The sequence below is a fragment of the Paracoccaceae bacterium Fryx2 genome, from assembly GCA_032334235.1.
Lineage (GTDB): Bacteria > Pseudomonadota > Alphaproteobacteria > Rhodobacterales > Rhodobacteraceae > JAVSGI01.
In genome coordinates this window covers 541,000-557,569 of the sequence record JAVSGI010000003.1, presented here as the reverse complement: position 1 = coordinate 557,569, position 16,570 = coordinate 541,000, and the positions used below count along the sequence as shown (strand labels likewise).

The 16,570-nt window shown below is 67.0% G+C and carries 16 protein-coding genes; 9 read left to right on the top strand and 7 right to left on the bottom strand.

Going from position 1 to position 16,570, the window contains the following annotated elements:
- Positions 1-71: 71 nt before the first annotated feature.
- Both bmt and RNZ50_03665 read right to left on the bottom strand, forming a co-directional pair.
- On the bottom strand, positions 72-1,082 hold the full coding sequence (gene bmt / locus RNZ50_03670; protein ID MDT8854146.1) for a betaine--homocysteine S-methyltransferase: 1,011 nt from the start codon (positions 1,080-1,082) through the stop codon (positions 72-74).
- A gap of 252 nt (positions 1,083-1,334) precedes the next feature.
- Positions 1,335-1,649: a DUF1476 domain-containing protein gene (locus RNZ50_03665; GenBank protein MDT8854145.1), complete on the bottom strand. Its 315-nt coding sequence runs from the start codon at positions 1,647-1,649 to the stop codon at positions 1,335-1,337.
- Between the two features lie 218 nt (positions 1,650-1,867).
- On the opposite strand from RNZ50_03665, the gene RNZ50_03660 reads away from it, so the two are divergent.
- From RNZ50_03660 to RNZ50_03635, 6 genes are all read left to right on the top strand, one after another.
- Entirely contained in the window at positions 1,868-2,629 is a 762-nt protein-coding gene (locus tag RNZ50_03660; protein ID MDT8854144.1) for a phosphoribosylaminoimidazolesuccinocarboxamide synthase, read from the top strand.
- Positions 2,630-2,641: 12 nt separating this feature from the next.
- Complete coding sequence (gene purS / locus RNZ50_03655) at positions 2,642-2,896, top strand: phosphoribosylformylglycinamidine synthase subunit PurS (protein ID MDT8854143.1); 255 nt, start codon at positions 2,642-2,644, stop codon at positions 2,894-2,896.
- Positions 2,897-3,259: 363 nt separating this feature from the next.
- A complete protein-coding gene (gene purQ / locus RNZ50_03650) occupies positions 3,260-3,928 on the top strand; it encodes a phosphoribosylformylglycinamidine synthase subunit PurQ (protein ID MDT8854142.1) in 669 nt (222 codons plus the stop codon).
- A 57-nt stretch (positions 3,929-3,985) separates the two neighbouring features.
- Complete coding sequence (locus RNZ50_03645) at positions 3,986-5,749, top strand: ATP-binding protein (GenBank protein MDT8854141.1); 1,764 nt, start codon at positions 3,986-3,988, stop codon at positions 5,747-5,749.
- 7 nt (positions 5,750-5,756) lie between these two features.
- Complete coding sequence (locus RNZ50_03640) at positions 5,757-7,085, top strand: sigma-54 dependent transcriptional regulator (protein ID MDT8854140.1); 1,329 nt, start codon at positions 5,757-5,759, stop codon at positions 7,083-7,085.
- A 498-nt stretch (positions 7,086-7,583) separates the two neighbouring features.
- Complete coding sequence (locus tag RNZ50_03635) at positions 7,584-10,262, top strand: ribonuclease E/G (protein ID MDT8854139.1); 2,679 nt, start codon at positions 7,584-7,586, stop codon at positions 10,260-10,262.
- A gap of 243 nt (positions 10,263-10,505) precedes the next feature.
- Here RNZ50_03635 and RNZ50_03630 read toward each other — a convergent pair whose 3' ends face one another.
- Positions 10,506-10,736, bottom strand: coding sequence for a sulfurtransferase TusA family protein (locus RNZ50_03630; protein MDT8854138.1), 231 nt, complete (start codon positions 10,734-10,736; stop codon positions 10,506-10,508).
- A gap of 179 nt (positions 10,737-10,915) precedes the next feature.
- Here RNZ50_03630 and RNZ50_03625 point away from each other — a divergent pair, with 179 nt between their 5' ends.
- Genes RNZ50_03625 through RNZ50_03615 form a run of 3 tightly spaced genes read left to right on the top strand, consistent with a single transcriptional unit; the run spans position 10,916 to position 14,309 of the window.
- Positions 10,916-11,668: a cytochrome c biogenesis protein CcdA gene (locus tag RNZ50_03625; GenBank protein MDT8854137.1), complete on the top strand. Its 753-nt coding sequence runs from the start codon at positions 10,916-10,918 to the stop codon at positions 11,666-11,668.
- 59 nt (positions 11,669-11,727) lie between these two features.
- Positions 11,728-12,945 carry a hypothetical protein gene (locus RNZ50_03620; GenBank protein ID MDT8854136.1) on the top strand — a complete coding sequence of 406 codons (1,218 nt, stop codon included), beginning with the start codon at positions 11,728-11,730 and terminating at the stop codon, positions 12,943-12,945.
- A complete protein-coding gene (locus RNZ50_03615) occupies positions 12,942-14,309 on the top strand; it encodes a cytochrome P450 (GenBank protein ID MDT8854135.1) in 1,368 nt (455 codons plus the stop codon). Before RNZ50_03620 ends, RNZ50_03615 begins: the two co-directional genes overlap by 4 nt.
- Before the next feature lie 35 nt (positions 14,310-14,344).
- Here the strand turns inward: RNZ50_03615 and RNZ50_03610 are convergent, their stop codons facing one another.
- From RNZ50_03610 to fumC, 4 genes are read right to left on the bottom strand one after another with little or no spacing between them, the layout of a single operon-like run.
- Positions 14,345-14,575, bottom strand: coding sequence for an N-(5'-phosphoribosyl)anthranilate isomerase (locus RNZ50_03610; protein ID MDT8854134.1), 231 nt, complete (start codon positions 14,573-14,575; stop codon positions 14,345-14,347).
- A 55-nt stretch (positions 14,576-14,630) separates the two neighbouring features.
- Positions 14,631-14,846 (bottom strand): ribbon-helix-helix domain-containing protein, encoded by a 216-nt coding sequence (locus tag RNZ50_03605; GenBank protein MDT8854133.1) that lies wholly within the window; start codon positions 14,844-14,846, stop codon positions 14,631-14,633.
- Positions 14,843-15,016 (bottom strand): DUF4169 family protein, encoded by a 174-nt coding sequence (locus RNZ50_03600; protein ID MDT8854132.1) that lies wholly within the window; start codon positions 15,014-15,016, stop codon positions 14,843-14,845. The genes RNZ50_03605 and RNZ50_03600 overlap by 4 nt, the downstream gene beginning before the upstream one ends.
- A gap of 3 nt (positions 15,017-15,019) precedes the next feature.
- Positions 15,020-16,414, bottom strand: a complete 1,395-nt coding sequence (fumC, locus tag RNZ50_03595) for a class II fumarate hydratase (protein ID MDT8854131.1) — start codon at positions 16,412-16,414, stop codon at positions 15,020-15,022.
- Between the last annotated feature and the right edge of the window lie 156 nt (positions 16,415-16,570).

Genomic DNA, 16,570 nt, shown 5'->3' with positions numbered 1-16,570 from the left:
CCGGGGGCGCACGGACATATCCGGCCGAAAAACCTTCGGCCAGATCGGATCGTGCCGCGCGGCCCGCAGTTTCAGCGACCGCGGCGGCGTTCGCGCTTGGGCGCGCCTGCGTCGTCGCCGGTCCCGTCGGTGGCAGAGGAAAAACCGCCCATCGCCTCGGATATGGTGTCCAGGGTCGGGCGCTGGCCTTTGGGCCGGGTTTCCAGCGCGTGACGCATCGCCTTGAGGTGTTCGGGCATGGTGCCGCAACAGCCGCCGATGATCCGCACGCCCGCGTCGCGCGCCAGCACCGCATAATCGGCCATCAACTCGGGCGTGCCGTCATAGTGGATGGCGCCATCCTTGTATTTCGGGATGCCGGCGTTCCCCTTGGCGATCACCGGGCGTTCGGTGCCCTGGGCAAAGAAGCCCAGCACGGTGCGCAACAGGTCGGACGCGCCGACGCCGCAGTTCGCCCCGAAGGCCAGCGGCGGGTTGGGCAGTTTCTCGACCATGTCCACCATGCCGGCCGAGGTCAGGCCCATCATGGTCCGCCCGGCGGTGTCGAAGCTCATGGTGCCGCACCACGGCATGTCGGCAAGGCGGGCGGCCTCGGCCGCAGCGCGGTATTCCTCGGGGGCCGAGATCGTCTCGACCCAGAGCACGTCGGCGCCCCCGGCCTTCAGCCCCTCGGCCTGTTCGTGGAACATCTCGACCGCGATTTCGTGGGTCAGGGTGCCCATCGGCATCATGATCTCGCCCGTGGGGCCGACCGAGCCCGCCACGATCACGGTGCGGCCCGCCGCATCGGCAATCTCGCGCCCCAGCGAGGCGGCAAGGCGGTTGAGCTCATGCACCCGGCCCTGTGCGCCGTGCAGTTTCAGGCGGCTGGCGTTGCCGCCGAACGAGTTGGTAAGGAAAATGTCGGACCCGGCATCGACGGCGGACTTGTAAAGCTTGCGGATGTTGTCGGGCTGGTCGGCGTTCCAGAATTCCGGCGCGTCGCCGGAAGACAGGCCCATGTTGAACAGGTTGGTCCCGGTCGCGCCGTCGGCCATCAGCCAGGGGCGGGTGGAAAGCAGGCGGGAAAGCGGGTCGGTCATGCGGTCCTCATCGGGCACGGGTCAGGGCACGCAAGGGCTGGCGCCCGTGCGGTCATTGCTCTGCTGTGCCACGGTGCCGGGGCAGAGGCAAACCCATTATCTTCATGATGATCGTGAACTGTCGGCGCAGGCCGCAGGAAACGGCCACGCGGGCGCTGCCGGGTCCGGCCTAATAGCCGCATCGCCGGGAACAGACGAAAATGCAAGGACCGCCCGAAGGCGGTCCCATGTCAACGGTCAAGTCGGCGGGCCTCAGGCCTCGTCCATCAGTTGCGCCTTGGCGACCGGCAGCAGGGCCGCCATCTTGGCGCGAATCTCGGCCGGGGTGGATTTCGACCCCAGATCTTCCGCGACCTTGCGCACCACGTCCTCGATGCCGGGTTCGTGGAAATCCGACTGCACCACGGTCATGGCATAGTCGATGGCGTCCTGCCCGGACTTGCCCAGAAGCTCTGCCGCCCAGAGCCCGACCAGCTTGTTGCGGCGCACATCGGCGCGGAACTGCATGTCGGCGTCATGGGCGAACTTGCTTTCGAAGGCGCGTTCGCGATCGTCAAATGTGGTCATGGCGGTTCCCCGTATCATGGCGGTTTCATGCTCCATATGCCCTTCCCGGCCCCTTGCCGCAAGGGGGCGTGTTGCCGCCGCCGCGGCAGCACAAGACGCGCGGCCGCAAGCGCCCGCCCGCGACAACCTTGCGACAGGCGGCGGCTTGCCGTATAGGCCCATCAAGGCAGGAACGGGAGGCTCGCGCCGCCCCGCTTCGCCATTTGATCGGAGAAGGCATGGCACGTCGAAAGAAGGTCTACGAGGGCAAGGCGAAGATCCTCTACGAAGGCCCCGAGCCGGGAACCCTCATCCAGTATTTCAAGGACGACGGTCTTGTCACCGCCACCGCGCCGAAGGGCACGGTGGAGGGCAAGGGCGTGCTGAACAACCGCCTGTCGGAATTCTTCATGTCCGGCCTGAACTCGATCGGCGTGCCCACGCATTTCATCCGCCGCATCAACATGCGCGAGCAACTGGTGCGGATGGCCGAGATCATGCCGCTGGAGGTCGTGGTGCGCAACTTCGCGGCGGGCGACATCTCCGCCCGGCTGGGCATCCCCGAAGGCACCGCGCTGCCGCGGCCGATCGTCGAATATTACTACAAGGACGACAAGCTGGGCAATCCGATGGTGGCCGAAGAGCACATCATCGCCTTCGGCTGGGCCAGCCAGCAGGATCTGGACGACATGGTGGCGCTCGCGCTGCGCGTCAACGACTTCCTGTCGGGCGTGATGATGGGCGTCGGCATCCGGCTCGCCGATTTCCGCATCGAGGTCGGCCGGATATGGGAGGGCGACTTCATGCGCCTGATCGTGGCCGACGAGATCAGCCCCGACAGTTGCCGGCTGTGGGACACCCGCGGCCTCGACACCCCCGACCGCGAGGGCGGCAGCCGCGAGCCCGGGCCGCTGGCCGATGTCTATACCGAACTGTCGCGGCGTCTGGGCGTGCTGCCCTCGAACGTCACCCATACCACCAAGCCCACGCTGATCAACTGAAAGGCCCTGCCGATGTCCGGTTCCGTTTTCAAGGCGCGCGTCCATGTCATGCTGAAGGACGGGGTGCTTGATCCGCAGGGCGAGGCGGTGCGCCATGCGCTGGGCACGCTGGGCTTTGCCGGGGTGCAGGGCGTGCGGCAGGGCAAGCTGATCGAGGTCGACCTCACGGCAACGGATGCCGCCGCCGCCGAGGCCGAGGTGCGCGCGATGTGCGCCCGGCTGCTGGCGAACACCGTGATCGAGAAGTTCACCGTCGAGATTGCTTGAACCGGGCACCAGTGCCGGGCGATTGGCGCAGGCGGCCGGGCCGGGCCAAGAGTTTTGATCAAAACTCTTGCAAAATTCTTGGAAGAATTTTGGCGCGGCGGTGGGGGCGGTCTGGTGCCTGATGCGGGCGGCCGGCTGCCCCGATACCCCGAATCGTCCTTGGCGCGGCCGACACGGGGGGTTTTCGACCCCCCCCGCGCGGCCCTTGGCCGCGCGTGCTTCGCGGAAGACCTGCCGCAGCAGGTCTTCGTTTCGCTCAGCCCCCCCCGAGGATATTTGTGCCAATGTGAAAGGGCAGGGGGCTGGAAGCCCCGGCGCGATTGCGCTACGAGCAAAGCATCCTGTCATGCTGGAGGGTCGTTCATGAAGGCTGCCGTCATCACCTTTCCGGGGTCGAACTGCGACCGCGATCTGGCCGTGGCCTTCGAGCGGGCGGGGGCAGAGGTCGTGCGGGTCTGGCACAAGGACAGCGAGCTGCCCGCGGGCGTCGATGTGGTGGGCATTCCGGGCGGATTTTCGTTTGGCGACTATCTGCGCTGCGGCGCGATTGCGGCACAGTCGCCGGTCGGGGCGGCGGTGAAGGCACACGCGGCGCGCGGCGGCTATGTGCTTGGCATCTGCAACGGCTTTCAGGTGCTGACCGAGATGGGGCTGCTGCCCGGCGCGCTGATGCGCAATGCCGGGTTGACCTTCGTCTGCCGGATGCTGGAGCTGCGCGTTGCCACGGTCGACAGCGCCTATACCTGCGGCTATGGCGCGGGGCAGGTCATCCGGGTGCCGGTGGCGCATCATGACGGCAATTACACCGTTGACGGCGAGACGCTGGCGCGGCTGCAGGGCGAGGACCGGATTGCCTTCACCTATGCGCAGAACCCGAACGGGGCGATGGCCGACATCGCGGGCGTGCTGTCGGAAAACCGCCGCGTGCTGGGGATGATGCCGCACCCCGAGCGGGTGGTCGATCCGGCGCAGGGCGGCACCGATGGCGCGGCGCTGTTTGCCGCCCTGGTCGGCGGGATGGCGCTGGCCTGAACCGGCCGGCGGCCGGCGGTGCTTGAGGCCGCCCTTCGCGCGCCGTAAGCTTGAACGATGCAGGATGCTTCCCTTCATTCCGATGGCCCGGAGGCCGCCCAGGGCATTTCCTGGCGGGTCAGGCTGATCATTTCGGTGCTGATCCTGATTGCCATCGGGGTCGTGCTGGTGACCAACCGCTGGCTCAGCGACCGCTTCACCGAAACCACGCGCAACCGGGCGGAACTGCGGCTTGCGCTCTATTCCGGCAACATGCTTTCGGAGTTGCAGCGCACCTCCGTGGTGCCGCTCCTGCTGGCGCGCGACCCGGCGCTGATCTCGGCGCTAAGTTCCGGAGAGTTCTCGTCGACCTCGGCGCGGCTGATCTCGTTTCAGGGCGAGATCGGGGCGGCGTCGATCCTGCTGCTGGACCGCGACGGGCGCACGGTGGGGGCGACCAACCGCAATCTGCTGGGCACCGGGCACCGCTCCTCGGCCTATTTCATCGATGCCCAGCGGGTGAAGGACACCGTGTTCACCGCCACCCGACGCGAGGCAGGGGGGTATGATTTCACCTATTCCCGCGCCCTGCTGGCCGAGAACCGCACCATCGGCGTCATCGTCGTGGCGGTCGACCTGATGAAATACGAACGGGCCTGGGCGGGGTTGCAGGATGTGGTGCTGGTCACCGACAGCGAGGGAACGGTGATCCTGTCCACTGAGCCGCGCTGGCGCGGCTTGCCGCTGGCCGAGGCGCTGGCGGTTCCCGAAACGCCGTCCTCGGTGCGGCGGGCGCTGCAGGCCACCGCCGACTGGGCGCAGGAGCCGCCCGACGCCTACGTGCGCGGCGAGGCGGTGATGAAGACCGAGGCGCGCGTGCCGTTCCGCGGCTGGCGCATCGTGACCTTCACCGCCTATGATTCGGTGCGCGAGCGGGTGAACGGGGTGCTGGCGCTGGAAATCATGGGCTTTGCCATCCTGCTGGCGATGACCTTCTATCTGCTGTCGCGTCAGGCCTGGTCGCAAAGCATGTCCTTCCAGCGCGAATCCGCCGAACTGCGGCTGCTGAACGCCCGGCTGCAACGCGAGATCGCCGAGCGCGAGAAGGTGCAGAAGGATCTGGAGGTTGCCGAGCTGACGCTGGCGCAAAGCTCGAAACTGGCGGCGCTGGGCGAGATGTCGGCGGCGGTGAGCCACGAGCTGAACCAGCCGCTGGCCGCGATGAAGACCTATCTGGCCGGCGCCCGGCTGCTGCTCCAGCGCAAGCGGCCGGAGGAGGCGCTGTCGTCCTTCCAGCGGATCGACGATCTGATCGACCGCATGGGCGCGATCACCCGGCAGTTGAAATCCTATGCCCGCAAGGGCGGCGAGGCGTTCGAGCCGGTGGATGTGCGGACATGCGTCTCGTCTGCCCTGTCGATGATGGAACCGCAACTGAAGCTGCGGGTGGTGCGGATCACCCGCGCCTTGCCGCGCCAGCCGGTGATGGTGATGGCCGACCGCATCCGGCTGGAACAGGTGATCATCAACCTCCTGCGCAACGCGCTGGACGCCACCAAGACCAGCCCGAACCCGCAGATCGACATCATGCTGTCGAAGGGCGAGACGGCGATGCTGAGCGTGCGCGACAATGGTCACGGCATCGCGGAACTGGATAACCTGTTCGAGCCTTTCTATACCACCAAGAAGCCGGGCGAGGGGGTGGGACTGGGCCTCGCCATCTCGTCGGGGATCGTGAAGGATCTGGGTGGCCGCCTGACGGCACGCAATGCCGAGGCCGGGGGGGCTGTATTCGAGGTGCAGCTTCCCATATTGGGCAAGGAGATTGAAGCAGCGGAATGAGGACATCATGGCGCGGGCGATGAAGGTGGCGATCGTCGATGACGAGGCCGACATGCGGCAGTCGGTCAGCCAGTGGCTGGCCCTTTCGGGCTTCGACACCGAAACCTATGCTTCGGCGGAAGAGGCGCTGGCCGGGATCGGCGCGGATTTCGCGGGGGTCGTGGTCAGCGACATCCGGATGCCGGGGATGGATGGCATGGCCTTCCTGAAACGGCTGATGAGCATGGATTCGGGCCTGCCGGTGATCATGATCACCGGGCATGGCGACGTGCCGATGGCGGTGGAGGCGATGCGGATCGGGGCTTACGATTTTCTGGAAAAGCCGTTCAACCCCGACCGGATGACCGAACTGGCCAAGCGCGCCACCCAGACCCGCCGCCTGACGCTGGACAACCGCGCGCTGCGGCGCGAGCTTTCCGACGGCACGGTGCTGATGCGCAAGCTGATCGGCGGATCGGCGGTGATGGAGCGGCTGCGCGAGGATATCCTCGATCTGGGTCAGGCCGACAACCATGTGCTGATCGACGGCGAAACCGGCACCGGCAAGACGCTGGTGGCCCATGCGCTCCATGCGGTGGGGCCGCGGGCCGGGCGCAAGTTCGTCACCATCTCCTGCGCCGCGTGGTCGGAAGACCAATTGGCCGCCAAGCTGTTCGGCCCCTCGGAGGAAGGCACGCTGCCGCTGGTCGAGGAGGCGCGGGGCGGCACGCTCTGCCTTGAGGACATCGAGGCGCTGAGCCACCCGCTGCAATCGCGGCTGCTGACGCTGATCTCGGGTCAGGGCACGCCGCCCGAAACCCGGATCATCGCGATCTGCAACGAACACGCCCCAGACAAGACGCTGGAGGACGTGCTGCGGCCCGACCTGTTCTACCGGCTGGGGGCGATGACGATCCTGCTTCCGCCGCTGCGCACGCGGGGCGAGGACATCCTGACGCTGTTCACCCGGATGTCGGAAGGCTTTGCCGAGGAATACGGCTGCGACGCGCCGCAGGTCACGGCGCAGGAGGCGGCGCAACTGCTGCAGGCCCCCTGGCCCGGCAATGTGCGGCAACTGGTGAACATCTCGGAACGGGCGGTGCTGCAGAACCGGCGCGGCTCGGGCTCGATCGCCTCGCTGCTGATGGCCGACAACGAGGCCTCGGGGCCTGCGCTGACCACCGAAGGCAAGCCCTTGAAGGATTATGTCGAAGCCTTCGAGCGGATGCTGATCGACAACACGATGCGGCGGCACAAGGGCTCGATCGTCGCGGTGATGGAAGAGCTGTGCCTGCCGCGCCGCACATTGAACGAGAAGATGGCGAAATACAGCCTGAGCCGGGCCGATTACGTCTGATTGCGGTGGGGCTGCGTGCCACGAATTTTCTACGAAAATTCCACGGCCCGCCAATCCGGTGGCGGGTTCGCCCCTGGGTTGCGGACGCGATGCCGAAATTGCCCATTGTCTTTTGCCCCGCCCTGCGCCTAATGTCGCACCACGCGGGTCTTTTGTCAGACAGACCAGACCCCGCGCATCAGTTTCGCTGCCGGGCGCGCGGAACGGGCAACCTGCCCGAAGCGCGGCCTCGTGCAGACCGATTGGCCGAAAGGCCGCACGTTTGCCCGTGATGTCCTTGACAATGCGGGCTTTTCAGATGGATGTCGGCAGCGGCATCTGGGATAGAACCGCGATGCAGTGCGCAACAGTGACGGGATCAGGCGAGAGGTGTCCAGCGGGCACCTGGACGCTTTGCCCGCAGCGCCCTCTCGCCCGAACAAGCCACCACACGCCGTTCGTCCGCGGCGCAGGGGTTCGCCCCTGCCCGGTCGGGCTGCCTGGGTGCCATGGAACACAATGGTCAAGAAAATGCTTATCGATGCCACCCACGCCGAGGAGACTCGGGTTGTGGTGGTGGATGGAAACAAGGTCGAGGAATTCGATTTCGAGACCGTCAACAAGCGGCAACTGGCAGGCAACATCTACCTTGCCAAGGTAACCCGGGTCGAGCCGTCGCTGCAGGCGGCCTTTGTCGACTACGGCGGAAACCGCCACGGCTTCCTGGCCTTTGCTGAGATTCATCCCGACTACTACCAGATTCCCGTGGCCGACCGGAAGGCGCTGCTGGAGGAAGAGCGCGCGCTGAACCGCGCCGAGGACGACGAGGACAACCGCCGCTCGCGCAAGCCGCGTTCGGAGTCCGGGCGGTCCGACGGCAGCCGGTCCGACAACGGCCGCCGCGACCACGGCCGCCCCGAAGCTGCGCGCGCCGAAGCGGTGGCCGGCGAAGACGCGGTGCAGACCGGCGCGATCACCGGGATGGACCTGGTCGATCTGGGCGAGGAAACCGGCGCCGACGCGCTGTTCGACACCCGCAACCGCCGGGGCGATGCGCCCGAGGGGGCTGACGCCGACGAGGGCGAAAAACCCTACCGCGCCATGGATCACGCCGCCGAGAACGATGACGAGATCGAATCGGTCGCCGAGGAAGACGTGGCCGAGGAAATCCGCAGCCCGCGCAAGCCGCGCCTGCGGAAATACAAGATCCAGGAAGTCGTGAAGGTGCGCCAGATCATGTTGGTGCAGGTGGTCAAGGAAGAACGCGGCAACAAGGGCGCGGCGCTGACCACCTACCTCAGCCTTGCCGGGCGCTATTGCGTGCTGATGCCCAACACCGCGCGTGGTGGCGGCATCTCGCGCAAGATCACCCAGGCGACCGACCGCAAGAAGCTGAAGGAAATCGCGCAGGAGATCGAGGTGCCGGAAGGCGCCGGCCTGATCATCCGCACGGCCGGCGCCAAGCGCACCAAGGCCGAGATCAAGCGCGACTATGAATACCTGATGCGCCTGTGGGAACAGGTGCGCGAACTGACGCTGAAAAGCATCGCCCCCGCGCCGATCTACGAGGAAGGCAACCTGATCAAGCGGTCGATCCGCGACCTTTACAACCGCGAGATCGACGAAGTGCTGGTCGAAGGCGAAGCGGGCTACCGCACCGCGAAGGACTTCATGCGGATGATCATGCCGAGCCACGCCAAATCGGTGATGCGCTATGACGAGAACATGCCGCTGTTCGCGCGCTATCAGGTTGAAACCTACCTCGCCGCGATGTTCAACCCGACCGTGCAGCTGAAATCGGGCGGCTACATCGTGATCGGCATCACCGAGGCGCTGGTGGCGATCGACGTGAACTCGGGCCGTGCCACCAAGGAAGGCTCGATCGAGGAAACCGCGCTCAAGACCAACCTCGAGGCCGCCGAAGAGGTGGCCCGCCAGTTGCGCCTGCGTGACCTTGCCGGCCTGATCGTGATCGACTTCATCGACATGGAAGAGCGGCGCAACAACGCTGCGGTCGAGAAGCGCCTGAAAGACAAGCTGAAAACCGACCGCGCCCGCATCCAGGTCGGCCGCATCTCGGGCTTCGGCCTGATGGAGATGAGCCGCCAGCGCCTGCGCCCGGGCATGCTCGAAAGCACGACCCAGCCCTGCCCGCACTGCCACGGCACCGGGCTGATCCGGTCCGACGACAGCCTGGCGCTGCAGATCCTGCGCGCGCTGGAGGAAGAGGGCACCCGCAAGCGCAGCAAGGAAGTGCTGCTGAAGGGCCCGGTCGCCGTCATCAACTTCCTCATGAACCAGAAGCGCGAACATATCGCGCTGATCGAGGCTCGCTACGGCATGTCGGTGCGGCTTGAGGCCGACCCGCATCTGGTCAGCCCCGACTACGTGATCGAGAAGTTCAAGACCGCGATCCGCATCGTGCCGGAAAACCTGGCCGCGGTGATTTCGGGCGATGCCTCGATGATGGGGGCCCCGGTCGATGAATCGGATGATGATTTCGTCGAGGACGATATCGACGAGGCCGAAGAGGCCGACGCCGAAGAGGCAGAAGTGTCCGAAGCCGCCGATGGCAGCCGGACCGGCGACGGCAATGGCAACGGGACCAAGAAGAAGCGGCGGCGTCGGCGTCGGCGCAAGGGCAGCGGGTCCGGTGCGGGCGGCGAGGCGGGGCAGGATGCCCTGTCCGACGAAGATGGCGATGACGAAAGCGACGACGAAGAAGACGATGTCGTCGAAGAGGCCGCAATCGAACCGGCGGTGACGGTGGCCGCCCCGGCCCTGCCGGAGCCGGTCATGGTCGAAGCTGCCCCGGAAGAGGCTCCGAAGAAGAAGACCACCCGCACGCGGACCACGACCTCGAAAACCAAGCCCAAGCCGGTCGAAGCCGCCCCGGCGGAAGAAGAAGCCCCCGCAAAGGCCAAGCCCAAGCCGAAATCCACCTCCAGCCGCAGCCGGACGCGCAAGCCGAAGGATGCCGAGGCCGTGGAGGCTCCGGTGCCGGAAGCCGCGGCCGAACCCCTTGCGGCGCCCGTGCCCGAGGTGGCACCGCCGGTTGCGATGCCTGCCGCCGCGAGCTTCCCCGCCGATCCGGGAATCGTGGCAGCCGCCGCCCCCGGCCCGGTCGTGGACCCGGTCGAAGCCGAAGCCGAGGATGCCAAGCCCAAGCGCAAGGGCTGGTGGTCGCTCGGCCGCTGACGGAACAGGGGCGCCGGGGAAACCCGGCGCCCCTTGCCTTCCGGCCCCTTGCCTTCCGGCCCCTTGCCTTGCGGACCCCGGCGAATGCGGACCCCCGGCCCCTTGCCTTCCGGCCCCTTGCCTTGCGGACCCCGGCGAATGCGGACCCCCGGCGCCTTGCGGACCCCCGGCGCCTTGCGGACCCCCGGCGCCTTGCGGACCCCGGCGCCTTGCGGACCCCGGCGAATGCGGACTCCCGGCGCCTTACGGACCCCGGCGAATGCGGAACACAGTCACCGCCCCGTCCGCCTCCGCCCCCAGAAACGCGTGCCCGGCCTCGGCGCAGAAATGTGGCAGATCGATCGCAGCCATGGGGTCCGTCGCCCGCAGCCGCAGCACGGCCCCCGGCACCATCGCCAGCAGCCGCTTGCGCGCCCTTAGCACCGGCAGGGGGCACAAGAGCCCCTCGCAATCCACCTCGATCTCCCGCTCCATCCCGCCCCTCGCGCTTTCATCTTTGCCCAAATATCCCCGCCGGAGGCTCCCCCGCAAGCGATCCCGCGCCGCCAGGGTCGGCAACCTGCGACCGCGTCACCGCGTCCACGCCATTGTGACGCAGCCGCGCGTGACGCCGCCGCCGCCTTCGGCTATCAGGGTCCGACAGGGAGACACGGATGCTGGGAATTGATCTGTTCGACGCAGGGCTGCTGCCTGCAATGCTGGTGGCCCTGGTGGCCGGCGTGCTGTCGTTTCTCAGCCCCTGCGTCCTGCCCATCGTGCCGCCCTACCTCGCCTACATGGGCGGGATCAGCATGACCGAGATGCGCAGCGGTGCCACCGCGCGCCACCGGGTGCTGCTGCCCGCGCTGTTCTTTGTGCTGGGCCTGTCGACGGTCTTCCTGTTCCTTGGCTTCACCGCCTCGGCCTTCGGTGCGTTCTTCCTGACCAATTCCGACTGGTTCAACACCCTCTCGGGCATCGTGGTGATGATCTTCGGCGCGCATTTCGTCGGCGTATTCCGCATCGGCTTCATGGAGCGCGATGTGCGGGTCGATGCGGGCGACCGCGGCGGATCGGCGTTCGGCGCCTATGTGCTGGGGCTGGCCTTCGCCTTCGGCTGGACGCCCTGCATCGGCCCGCAACTTGGCGCGATACTGTCGTTGGCCGCCAACGAATCCAGCATCGCACGCGGCACGACCCTGCTTGCAGTCTATGCCATGGGGCTGGGCATTCCGTTTCTGCTGGTGGCGGCCTTCCTGCCGCGCCTGACCGGCGTGATGGGCTGGATGACGCGGCACATGGAACGGATCGAACGGGTGATGGGACTGATGCTCTGGACCATCGGCCTGCTGATGCTGACGGGGGGCTTTGCAGATTTTTCCTACTGGCTGCTGGAAACGTTTCCGGGTCTTGCCATGCTCGGCTGACCGCCCCGAAATCGCCCTTTTCCCGGTGCAGGCTGGCGTCGACAACCAACAGGATCCCCGTGCAGACCCCCACGACCCCACCTGATCCCGCGTTCCGCCGCCGCGTGTTCTATATCCCGGGCTATGACCCGATCCACCCGCGCCGCTACCGCGAGCTTTACCGGCGCGAGGCGGCGGCGCAGTCCGAAGTGTCGGGATACGAGATCATCCTGCGCCCGAAGACGGTCAAAGGCCCCTATGGCTGGCACGTCTCGGGCCGGATCGAGGGCGGGCGGGCAGAGGCCGATGTCGAGGTGCTGGTCTGGTCCGACATCGTGCGCGACAGCATGGACCCGGGCATCGCCGCCACCTACATGCAGCTTTTGCGAACCGCATGGGCCTACATCGTTTCGGGCGCGCTGTTCCGGCTGATGCGGCTGCGCAAGGGGCCGATACTGGCGGCGCTTTACCCGATCTTGGCGCTGCTGGTGCAACTGGCGCTGGCCTGCGTGGCGGGCTGGGGGCTGGCGGTGCTGACGGCGCTGGCGCTGCCGGCGCCTTTGGGATGGCTGGCCGGGGCGGTGCTGGCGGTGGCTGTCCTGCGCTGGTTCCGCAAGAAGGATGGCACCTTCTTCGCCTATTACCTGATGCATGATTTTGCCTATTCGGCTCAGTCCGGCGGGGCCAACCCACCGGAACTGGAGGCGCGGATGGCCGAGTTTCGCACCATCATCGCCGGGGCGATGCGGGGTGACTGTGACGAGGTGCTGGTGGTCGGCCATTCCTCGGGGGCGCATCTCGCGGTATCGGTTCTGGCCGATCTGATCCGCGGCGGCTTGCCGGAACCGCGACCGGCGCTGTCATTCCTGTCGCTGGGGCAGGTGGTGCCGATGGTGTCTTTCCTGCCGCGGGCAGACCGGCTGCGCGCTGACCTGCACTACCTTTCGGCGCGGCACGAGCTGACCTGGGTCGATGTGACCGCCCCCGGCGACGGCTGCGCCTTCGCGCTTTGCGACCCGGTGTCGGTGTCGGGCGTGGCACCCGCGAACAAGCTTTGGCCGCTGGTGGTCTCGGCCGCCTTCACCCAGACGCTGAGCCCGGAACGCTGGAAGGCGCTGCGCTGGCGCTTCTTCCGGCTGCATTTCCAATACCTTTGCGCCTTCGACCGACCGGGCGACTACGACTATTTCCGCATCACGGCGGGGCCGGTGACGCTGGGCATGCGCTATGCCGGGCGCGCCCCGTCGAAAAGCCGCATTGACCGGGCGGTTTCAGGCTATACCACCAAGGCAGTATGACCCAGATCCCGCCCAAACCCGCAGCCCGCCCAGACCGTGTTTCGCTGCTGCGCTATCTGCGGCTGTTCCGTCAGGATATCCTGTCGGCCCAGCCTGCGCGGCTCTACCGCGCCTGGATGGCCGAATTCCGCACGCCGTTCTTCCGCAGCTACCTGTGCAACGACCCCGCACTGGTTCGCCGTGTGCTGAAAGAGCGGCCCGGGGACTTCCCGAAATCCGACCGCATCCGCGAGGGGTTGAAGCCGCTGCTGGGCAATTCGGTGTTCGTGACCAATGGCGAGGTCTGGCAGCGCCAGCGCCGCATCATCGACCCGGCCTTCGAGGGCGGGCGGCTGCGCGACACCTTTCCGGCGATGCTGGCGGCAGGGCAGGCGGCGGTGGCGCGCCTCCCCGAAGGCGTGGTAGAGCTTGAGGCCGAGATGAGCCATGCCGCGGCGGATGTGATCTTCCGCACCCTGTTCTCGATTCCGATCGAGAACGAGGTCGCCAGCGCCGCCTTCAGCGAATTCCGCGACTATCAGCGCACCCAGCCGATCCTGAACCTGGCCGCCTTCCTGCCGCTGCCACGCTGGATGCCGCGCTTCCACCGCAAGCGCACGCGCCAGACCGCGCAGGCCATTCGCGGGCTGATCGCGCGGCTGACCGAAGGCCGGGCGGCCGAGATTGCCGCAGGCACCGCCCCGGACGACCTTGCCACCAAGATCATGACCACCGCCGATCCCGAAACCGGCGAACGGTTCGACACCGGGGAAATGGTCGATCAGGTGGCGATCTTCTTTCTGGCCGGGCACGAAACCAGCGCCTCGGCCCTCGCCTGGGCGCTTTACCTGCTGGCGCTCTACCCCGAGGTCCAGGACAGGGTGGCGGCCGAGGCCGCGACCCTGGGCGATGCCCCCGATTTCAGCGCGGTCAACCGGCTGAAATACACCCGCGATGTGTTCCGCGAGGTGCTGCGGCTCTACCCGCCGGTGCCGATGATGGTGCGCGAGAACACCTGCCCCGAGGAGATGCGGGGCCGCAAGGTGGAACCCGGCGCGCAGATCGTGCTCAGCCCCTGGCACCTGCACCGGCACGAACGCATCTGGGCGCGGCCCGACGACTTCGACCCCGGCCGCTGGCAGACCGAGGAAGGACGGGCCTGCGCCCGCGACGCCTGGATCCCGTTCTCGGCCGGGGCGCGGGTCTGCACCGGCGCGGGGTTTGCGATGGTCGAGGGGCCGCTGCTGCTGGCGATGCTGGCCGGGGCCTTCCGCTTCGACCTTGTGCCGGGCCGCGACCCGGTGCCGGTGGCGCATCTGACGGTGCGGGCAAGGGACGGCATCTGGCTGCGGGTCGAGCGGCGGGGCCAGGGCAAAAGTTTTTGAAAACTTTTGCAAAATCCTTGAAAGGATTTTGGCGATCAGCACAGCACGCGCACCGGTTCATTGTTGCAGAAGATGATGAACTGGCCCGCATTCTCGACTGCGTGAAAGCCGCGGCGCTTCACTTCGCGGGCAAAGGCTTCACGCCCCAGCAACCGTTCGACATCCTGCACGCTGCGCCGCACGATGCCGCCATCGGCGGCCGCGCGGGCGGAAAAGATGTGGCGAAGCCAGTGTTCGGGCGAAATGACGGCAAGCAGGTCTGACATGGGGCACCTCGGTTTTTTGATGCTCTCACTGTGCCGCCGCCTGGTGAATTCCCGGTTAACCGCGAAAATGTCCGAGCACGAAAACCCGGATCGCCGAGGCCAGCCCGATATCGTTGTCGCGCGCCTCGTCGATCTCGATCGCCAGGGCGTTCAGCGGCATTCCCCGCTGGGCCGCGATGTCGCGGAAGGCCTGCCAGAACTCGGCTTCCAGCGAGACCGAGGTGCGGTGCCCGCGCAGGGTCAGCGAGTGTTTCACGGGCCGCGCGGTCATTCGGTCCGGTGCCCGTCAAGGTCGCGCCGCGCCTTTTCGGCGCGGGCGTCCTCCAGCGCGCGTTCGGCCCTGTTGCGGCCGAATTTCGCGGCGTTGGCGTCGGCCTGGGCCCGCCTGTCCTTGCGGGCCTTGTCCTTGCGGGCGTTGTTGAGGTTGACCACCCCGGCCATGGATCAGCCCTTCGGGCCGATCATGTCTTCGGGGCGCACCACGCGGTCGAAGGTTTCGCCGTCGACATAGCCCAGCGCGATGGCTTCCTCGCGCAGCGTCGTGCCGTTCTTGTGCGCGGTCTTGGCGACCTTGGTCGCCGCGTCGTAGCCGATGGTGGGGGCCAGTGCCGTGACCAGCATCAGGCTTTCCTTCATCAGCTTCTCGATCCGGGGCAGGTTGGCCTTGGTGCCGACCACCATGCTGTCGGTGAAAGACCCGGCCGCATCGCCCAGCAGCTGCATGGATTGCAGCACGTTGTAGGACATCATCGGGTTGTAGACGTTCAGCTCGAAATGCCCCTGGCTTCCGGCGAATCCCACCGCCGCATCGTTGCCCATCACCTGCGCGCAGACCATGGTCAGCGCCTCGGCCTGGGTCGGGTTGACCTTGCCCGGCATGATCGAACTGCCCGGCTCGTTTTCCGGCAGGATCAGCTCGCCCAGACCCGAGCGCGGGCCGGAGCCGAGCAGGCGCAGGTCGTTGGCGATCTTGAACAGGCTGACCGCCACGGTCTTGAGCGCGCCGGAGAACATCACCATGGCGTCATGCGCCGCCAGCGCCTCGAACTTGTTCGGGGCGGTGACGAAGGGCAGTCCCGTGATGTCGGCAATGCGCGATGCGACGCGCGCGTCCCAGCCGACGCGGGTATTGAGGCCGGTGCCGACCGCGGTGCCGCCCTGCGCCAGTTCGTAGATCTCGGGCAGGATCTTGTGGATGCGCAGGATCCCCTGGCTGACCTGATGCGCGTAGCCCGAGAATTCCTGGCCCAGCGTCAGGGGTGTCGCGTCCTGGGTGTGGGTGCGGCCGATCTTGATGATGTCCTTGAACTCGACCGACTTGTCGACCAGCGCCGCGTGCAGCTTCTTCAGCCCCGGCAGCAGCACGTCGCGCGCCGTCATGCCGATGGCGACATGCATCGCGGTGGGGAAGGTGTCGTTCGAGCTTTGCCCCATGTTGACGTGGTCGTTGGGGTGGACCGGGGTCTTGGACCCCATCACCCCGCCCAGCATCTGGATCGCGCGGTTCGAGATCACCTCGTTGGCATTCATGTTGCTTTGGGTGCCGGACCCGGTCTGCCACACCACCAGCGGGAAGTTGTCGTCGAACTTGCCCTCGATCACCTCGGTGGCGGCTGCGGCAATCACCTGGCCCAGGTCGGGCGCGATGTCGCCCTGGTCGATGTTGACCAGCGCACAGGCCTTCTTGATCACCCCAAGCGCGCGCACGATGGCAATGGGCTGCTTTTCCCAGCCGATCGGGAAGTTCTGGATCGAACGCTGGGTCTGCGCGCCCCAGAATTTGTCGGCGGGAACCTCCAGCGGGCCGAAGCTGTCGGTTTCGGTGCGGGTCGCGGTCATCGGGCAAGCCTCCTTGAGATCACGACGCCGTCATAGGGCGGACGGGGCGGGAAATCAATTGGCATACCGTCGCATACCAATCGCCGCGCCTGGAATGCGTCGGTGCCGATGGGAGCCGTGGCGGTTTTCCCGGGATGCGCTGCCCGCCGTGCGCTG